Annotated in this window: 7 protein-coding genes; 5 read left to right on the top strand and 2 right to left on the bottom strand. The window is 62.0% G+C overall.

The window, feature by feature from the left end:
- Positions 1–106: 106 nt before the first annotated feature.
- Together QMX98_RS31290 and olsB are read right to left on the bottom strand one after the other, a co-directional pair.
- Entirely contained in the window at positions 107–898 is a 792-nt protein-coding gene (locus tag QMX98_RS31290) for a lysophospholipid acyltransferase family protein (protein WP_077749548.1), read from the bottom strand.
- Positions 898–1653, bottom strand: coding sequence for an L-ornithine N(alpha)-acyltransferase (gene olsB / locus QMX98_RS31285; protein ID WP_010462503.1), 756 nt, complete (start codon positions 1651–1653; stop codon positions 898–900). The genes QMX98_RS31290 and olsB overlap by 1 nt, the downstream gene beginning before the upstream one ends.
- A 154-nt stretch (positions 1654–1807) precedes the next feature.
- Between olsB and QMX98_RS31280 the strand changes: the two genes are divergently transcribed.
- The 5 genes from QMX98_RS31280 to QMX98_RS31260 all read left to right on the top strand — a co-directional run bounded on the left by QMX98_RS31280 (position 1808) and on the right by QMX98_RS31260 (position 6134).
- Entirely contained in the window at positions 1808–2686 is an 879-nt protein-coding gene (locus QMX98_RS31280) for an acyl-CoA dehydrogenase family protein (protein WP_145307451.1), read from the top strand.
- A gap of 172 nt (positions 2687–2858) precedes the next feature.
- A complete protein-coding gene (locus QMX98_RS31275) occupies positions 2859–3953 on the top strand; it encodes a serine hydrolase (RefSeq protein ID WP_282411912.1) in 1095 nt (364 codons plus the stop codon).
- On the top strand, positions 3950–4279 hold the full coding sequence (locus QMX98_RS31270) for an amidase (protein ID WP_221108591.1): 330 nt from the start codon (positions 3950–3952) through the stop codon (positions 4277–4279). The genes QMX98_RS31275 and QMX98_RS31270 overlap by 4 nt, the downstream gene beginning before the upstream one ends.
- A 105-nt stretch (positions 4280–4384) precedes the next feature.
- Entirely contained in the window at positions 4385–4975 is a 591-nt protein-coding gene (locus QMX98_RS31265) for a YceI family protein (RefSeq protein WP_010462496.1), read from the top strand.
- 1 nt (position 4976) lies between these two features.
- The gene (locus QMX98_RS31260) at positions 4977–6134 is read left to right on the top strand and encodes a phosphatidylserine/phosphatidylglycerophosphate/cardiolipin synthase family protein (protein ID WP_077749544.1); all 1158 of its coding nucleotides are present in this window, start codon (positions 4977–4979) and stop codon (positions 6132–6134) included.
- Positions 6135–6233 lie beyond the last annotated feature (99 nt).

Raw genomic sequence — 6233 nt, 5'->3', positions numbered from 1 at the left:
GCTCGCGATAGCGGTGTGTCATTCAGCATCATTGTTGAATTTAAAACCGCTATCGCGAGCAGGCTCGCTCCCACAAGGTTTTTGGTGTTTCTTCAGGGAATTTGTTTCACGCCGCGATCGCGGGGCGCAGCGGTTCCGATTGCGCCTGAGGGATGGCCCCAAACAACGACTTCTGCACCGCCTGCTGTGCCTCGAACGCCAGCGCCGCACGCTCCCGGCCTTCGCAAGCGATCGGCTTGAGCACTTTGATTTCCACTTCCCCGCGATCATTGGCGAACAACCGCATCAAGTGCGACAGCAAATCATCATCGCCAATGAACGGCGCCAGTGAGTCGAGTTCACCGTCACGTAGATAACGAATCGCCACCGGCTGCAGCTTCACTTCAGAATCAATCGCTGCTGACAACAAGCGACCATGAAAGGTACGCAACGAACGTCCATTGGTGGTGGTGCCTTCAGGGAACATCAGCAGTGGGTGTGCCTGCGCCAGGTGGCGCGTCATCTGTTTGCGAATCAGCTGGCTGTCACCCGAGCCGCGACGGATAAACAGGCTGCCGGCCTTGGCCGCCAACCAACCGGCCACCGGCCAGGTGCGCACTTCGGCCTTGGACAGAAACGACATTGGCGTGAGCATGCCCAGCAACGGAATGTCGGTCCACGACACGTGATTGCTGACCCAAAGCATCGGCTCCTTCGGCAGTTCACCGTGAACTGTCACGCGAAAGGGCAGGGCGTTGCTCAACCGCGCCATGAAAAACCGCGACCAGCGTTGGCGGCGGACCATCGAATGGGCAATGCCCAGCCGCTCGAAAAGCCCGAACACGCTGGCCATGCTCAACCCCAGCGCGACCACCACCAGCACTCGCGCAATCCGCGCGTACACCCGCAACCGGCTCATCAGACTGCCGCCTTGAAGTGCTTGGCATAACGTGGGCAGAGTTCGTCGCGCTTGAGCAGGATGAACACGTCGGCGACCTGGAAGTCTTCGTCCCAGCACGGCTCACCGCAGATCTTCGCGCCCAGACGCATGTAGGCCTTGAGCAGCGGCGGCATTTCGGCGATCACGTTGGACGGGAGGTCCAGGACCGGCAGCGGTTTTTTCGGCTCGGCCCGCAGGTGTTCGGTGCACAGATAACGTTCCCGCAGACGCTGCATGATCGCGTGGGCCTGAATCCCGCCGTCTTGCATCGGAATGCTGGCGCAACCCATCAAATAGCTGTAGCCGCCCTGATTCAGCACTTCGGCCAGTTCGCCCCAGAGCACCGCGATGGTGCCGCCGTTGCGATAAGCCGGGTCGACGCAGGTGCGGCCGATTTCCAGGATCGGGCCTTTCAAGTGGACCAGACCATGGAGGCTGAACTCTTCTTCGCTGTAGAACTTGCCCAGGCTGCTCGCGGCCGTGTGATCGAGCAAACGGGTGGTCGCCACCAGGCGCCCGGTGTTCAAGTCACGCACGCCAATGTGGGCGCAGTGAACATCATAGTCGTCCATGTCCAGACCCAACTCCGCGCCTTTGAGCTTGGCGTTGAACTCGCCGCTGAAGACGTTGAAGCGCAAGGCCTGGGCTTCCTGCAAGGCCTCGGCGCCCACCAGGCGTTCGGCTTGCAGGCGGCGTTCATTGCCGGTGTCGCTGATGCGGGCGATCTGAGTCATGGGAATCTCCGTGCGGGCTGGTCAACCCGTCTTGGGTTAAAGCCGATCGACTTTCTTTATGCAGCCGTGTTGTGCAAAGTCAGGCTATGTAGCCCCGGTGTCATCGCCATGAAGCTTTGGTGATGCTTACATGACAGCCCACAAGGAGCCTCTTATGCCCTGGCAAAACCTGTTGAATCGCCGCGATCGCCTGCCCGTCAACCCGGACCTGGCGGAGGGGTTCGCGACCTTGTTGCACACGTTGGGCACGGTCACGCCATTGGAACTGGCGGTGGTCGGCGGGCGTTTGATGTCGACGCCGGGGTTGGCGTTTCTGGTGGGCTATCAGGCGGCGCTGCGCATGCTCTGGCCGAGCGCGCCGCTGAGCCTCGGCGCGTTGTGTGCCACCGAACAGCGCAGTCTGCGGGTGGCGGACATGCAGACGCGTCTGAGCGATTTACGCGTGAGTGGGCGCAAGGATTTCGTCACCGCTGGCGATGCGGCCGACTGGCTGCTGGTTGCCGCGCGCAGTGAAGCGTCCGGCGAAACGCCGCGCTTGAGTCTGGCGGTGGTCTATCCCGATGAACCGGGCGTGCGCCTGGAAAAACTCCCGGCCATCGCGCTGATGCCGGACATCAGCCACGGTCGGTTGTTTCTGGACAACGCCCAGTGCGAACTACTCGCGGGGGATGGCTGGGATGCCTACGTCAAACCGTTCCGCACGCTGGAAGACATCTATGTATTGAGCGCGATGACCGCGTGGCTGTATGGGGTGGGGCAGGACAGTGACTGGCCGCAGGCCCTGCAATTGCGGTTGCTGGCGCTGCTGGCCGGGTGCGCGGAAGTCAGCCGGCAGGCGCCGAACAATCTGGCCGGGCATGTGCTGCTGGGGGGATTGTTTGCGCAATTCGAGGGGCTCAAGGCTGAGCTGAACGAGGCTCTGGCTGATGGCCCGCAGCACTGGGCGGCGATGTGGCAGCGTGATCAGAGTGTGATGGATCTGGCGGCGGGGGCCAGAGGCAAGCGATTGGCCAAGGCGTTGGCGGCGATCTGACAGGCCTCTTCGCGGGCAAGTCGGATCGCCGCACCGCTCGCTCCTATATTGGATCGCGAACTCCTGCAGGAGCGAGGCTTGCCCGCGAAGGCGGCCGCATAGGCAGCACACATTCCAAAACTGTCATCAACCTCGACTAGGCTCAGCAAGCCCACCCCGCCGAGCCCCCGCCATGTTCAAAGGCTTGCCCCTGATTTTCACGCTGCTGCTCAGCCTCACGGCCCACGCCGAAACCTGGCCCGCCGAGCAATGGTCGACCGGCCCGAACGTCTCCGGCCCCGCACTTCAAGCCCTGGAGACTTACGCCTTCCCGCCTCGCGATGACACCAATCGAAAAGGCATCCGCACCGATGCCTTGCTGGTAATCCGCGACGGCCAACTGATCTACGAACGCTACGCCGGCCCGACCACGGCCGACACCGCGCACCTGACCTGGTCCATCAGCAAAAGCCTGATGGCCACGGTCCTGGGTGTGGCCTATGGCGAGGGCCTTTTCAAACTTGAGGACCCAGCGGTGCAGTTTTACCCGCCGTTGGCGAAACACCCGGCAATGACCCTGGCCGACCTGTTGCACTGGGCTTCAGGCCTGGACTGGCAGGAAGACTACGAATACGCCCCGTTGAAGTCCTCGGTGGTCGCCATGCTCTACACCCTGGGTCATCACGACATGGCGGCGTTCACCGCCGATCACGCTGAGTACGCCAAACCAGGCCAGGCCTTTCGGTACTCCAGTGGCGACAGCAATCTGCTGGCCGCCGCGCTGAAAACCATCGTCGGTCCGGCCCGTTACCCGGACTATCCATGGACAGCATTGTTCGAGCCGCTTGGAATTCGCCATGCCGTCTGGGAAACCGATGCCACGGGCACTTTCGTCGCGTCCTCTTATGCCTACCTCACCGCCCGGGACCTGGCGCGCGTCGGCCTGCTGATGGCGCGTGACGGTCGTTGGGGTGATCGACAGCTGCTGCCCAAAGACTGGGTCGCCTTCAACCGCGAACCCTTCGCCCGCTATCAAGCCAATCAGGATGATGCGGTCCCCGGCGGTCATTGGTGGCTCAATCGCGCGGTGGAGGGCGCTGCCCGACCCTGGCCGGATGCTCCGGCCGACACCTTTGCCGCTTTGGGCCATTGGGGACAGGCGATGTACGTGATTCCCGGCGAACAGCTGGTGATCGTGCGCTACGGCGATGACCGCGACGAGATCTATCAGCACAACGAATTGCTCAAGCTCGCGCTCAAGGCCTTTGCCGGGAAGGTGCAGCCATGAACCGCCACCGTTTTGTTCGTCGCCGACCGTTCAGCGCGCTGATGTTAGTAGCGCTGATAGCCTTGCTCGGATGGATCTGGCAGGAGCGAGTGGCGTTGTGGGCGTTTCCCGACATCATCAGCGGCTACACCGCCAAGGAATATTGCTCGTGCCGGTACGTGATGAATAACGACGCCGAGTATTGCCACCGCTACGTGAAGCAGTGGTTGCCCACCAGCGGCTTCACCGATGACCCCGCCAGCCAGCGCGTGACCGTCAGCGGCATGGGCCGCAGCAACAGCGCGCAATGGATCGGCGAACACCAAGGCTGCCGCCTGCAACCCTGAACACGCTGGAATTACTTGTAGTGCAGGGCTGTTGTGGCATTAGAGTTTGCAACCTGCCTCAGGGCGGTTAAGGTTCGCTCAGGTTTATTTGCCCCATGAGTCTCTATGTTCAAGCGGTCCCTTTCCAAAACCCTCGCCTTCCTGCTTCTGGCCGGCGCTTCGTTGTCGGCCGAGGCCAATTGGTATCTCGATGGCGAGTCCTCTCGGCTGTCCTTCATCAGCACCAAAAACGCCAACATTTCCGAAGTGCAGCGCTTCCTGGTGTTGCACGGCAAAGTCAGCCCCAAGGGCCTGGCCGAGGTGGAAGTCGAGATGGAGTCGGTGAACAGCGGCATCCCGCTGCGCGACGAACGCATGCGCAAGGAACTGTTTGAGATCCAGACCTTCCCCGAAGCGCTGATCACCGCGCAGATCGATCTGCGCCCGATCAGCGATCTCGCGCCCGGTGCCCAACTGGAGCTGCGCTTGCCGCTGACCGTCAACCTTCACGGTAAAACCCACGAATACAACGCCGAACTGCTGGCGACCCGTCTCGATGACCGGCGCTTCCAGGTGGTGACCCTCGAGCCGATTATCATCAATGCCGAAGACTTCGATCTGGCACCGGGCCTGGAAAGTTTGCGCAAGGTCGCTGGATTGTCGGCCATCAGCCTGTCGGTGCCGGTGGGTGCGGTACTGATTTTCACGGCGCGCTGACATGGCCGGTGCAATCTTTCCCTGGCGTGCAGGCAACCACTTTGAACTGCTGATCGACGGCCCGGAGTTTTTCCCGCGCATGTTGGTCGCGATTGCCCGCGCCGAAGAACAGGTCGAGCTGGAGTTGTATCTGGTGGAAGCGGGCGCCTGTGCCGAGGCCATGGTGCAGGCGTTGGTGCAGGCCGCCGAGCGCGGCGTGCGTGTGCGCTGTCTGTTCGATGACTACGGCAGCCTCGCATTCACCCTGACCTTGCGTCAGCGCCTGATGGCGGCGGGTGTGGAACTGCGTTTCTACAATCGCCTGAGCTGGCGGCGCTGGGTCGGTAACTTTTACCGCGATCACCGCAAGCTGTTGCTGGTCGATCAGAGTCTGGCGGTGGTCGGCGGCACGGGCGTCACGGACGAGTTCTGGACGCCGGGCGAAGACACCAGCGAATGGCATGAAGTGATGGTGGAAATCACCGGCCCCTTGGTCATCGACTGGCAGCTGCTGTTCGACCGGCAATGGATCGCCAACCGCCATCGCCGCGCCTGGAGACCTGCGGCGCACTTCGGCCTGCCGCGTCTGCCACGGGTGCCGTCCATGGGCGAAGGGATGGGGCGGGTGGCCTATGCCGACGCCCGCCAGCACCGCGACATCCTGCAATCGCTGATTCGAGCGCTGAACAGCGGTCAGCGGCGGGTCTGGCTGGCCACGCCGTACTTTCTGCCGACCTGGAAAGTCCGCCGTTCATTGCGCAGGGCTGCCGGCCGAGGCGTCGATGTGCGTCTGCTGCTGACCGGGCCACGCACCGATCACCCGTCGGTGCGCTACGCCGGGCATCGTTATTACCCGCGATTGCTCAAGTCCGGGGTGAAGATCTTCGAATACCAGCCGTGTTTCCTGCACCTGAAAATGGTCTTGATCGATGACTGGGTGAGCATCGGCTCATGCAATTTCGATCACTGGAATTTGCGCTTCAATCTGGAAGCCAACCTTGAAGCGCTGGACCCAGGGTTGACGCGTGCGGTAGTGGCGAGTTTCGAGAAGGACTTTGCGCAGAGCCAGGAAGTGAGCCTGGAGGCATGGCAAAGCCGGCCACTGTGGCGGCGGGTCAAGCAAAGGGTTTGGGGATGGGTGGATCGGCTGGTGGTGAATCTGCTGGATCGACGCGGATAGTCGTCACACCCAAAATCACTGTGGGAGCGAGCCTGCTCGCGATGGCGGTGTAACAGCCAACAAAGATGTTGAATGTTATGCCCTCATCGCGAGCAGGCT

Source organism: Pseudomonas sp. PS02303, assembly GCF_029959925.1.
GTDB lineage: Bacteria > Pseudomonadota > Gammaproteobacteria > Pseudomonadales > Pseudomonadaceae > Aquipseudomonas > Aquipseudomonas mandelii.
This window is presented reverse-complemented; position numbering and strand designations above follow the sequence as displayed.